Source organism: Onishia niordana (genome assembly GCF_004798965.1).
In the GTDB taxonomy this organism is placed as follows: domain Bacteria; phylum Pseudomonadota; class Gammaproteobacteria; order Pseudomonadales; family Halomonadaceae; genus Onishia; species Onishia niordana.
This window is the reverse complement of the sequence record NZ_SDSD01000107.1, coordinates 1-260: the sequence shown is the minus strand read 5'-3', so window position 1 is coordinate 260 and position 260 is coordinate 1. Positions and strand designations below refer to the sequence as shown.

At 36.2% G+C, this 260-nt stretch carries 2 protein-coding genes; both read left to right on the top strand.

Annotated elements, in window-relative coordinates; genetic code table 11:
- Nucleotides 1-10: 10 nt before the first annotated feature.
- Nucleotides 11-112 (top strand): hypothetical protein, encoded by a 102-nt coding sequence (locus ETC27_RS18115; protein WP_369333512.1) that lies wholly within the window; start codon nucleotides 11-13, stop codon nucleotides 110-112.
- A partial coding sequence (locus tag ETC27_RS18110; protein WP_136256080.1) for a histidine phosphatase family protein occupies nucleotides 109-260 on the top strand: 152 nt, incomplete at its 3' end. The genes ETC27_RS18115 and ETC27_RS18110, both read left to right, overlap by 4 nt.

Sequence of the window (260 nt, the reverse complement as noted above, 5' to 3'; positions counted from 1 at the left end):
ACAATTGTTTATGCAGCGTGAAAAATTCTACGAAGAAGTAGCGGATATTATTATTGAAACCAAGGACAAAAAACCAGAAGAAATAATTAAAGAAATTCAGGAATTAAAATGAAAATCTATTTTGTAAGACATGGTAAAACGCAATGGAACCTCGAAAAAAGGCTCCAAGGTCAAAAAGGGGACTCGCCTCTTTTGCCGGAATCCTATGAGGCGATAGCCCGAGTAAATGAAAGACTGGGACAAATTGTCCAATTTGATAA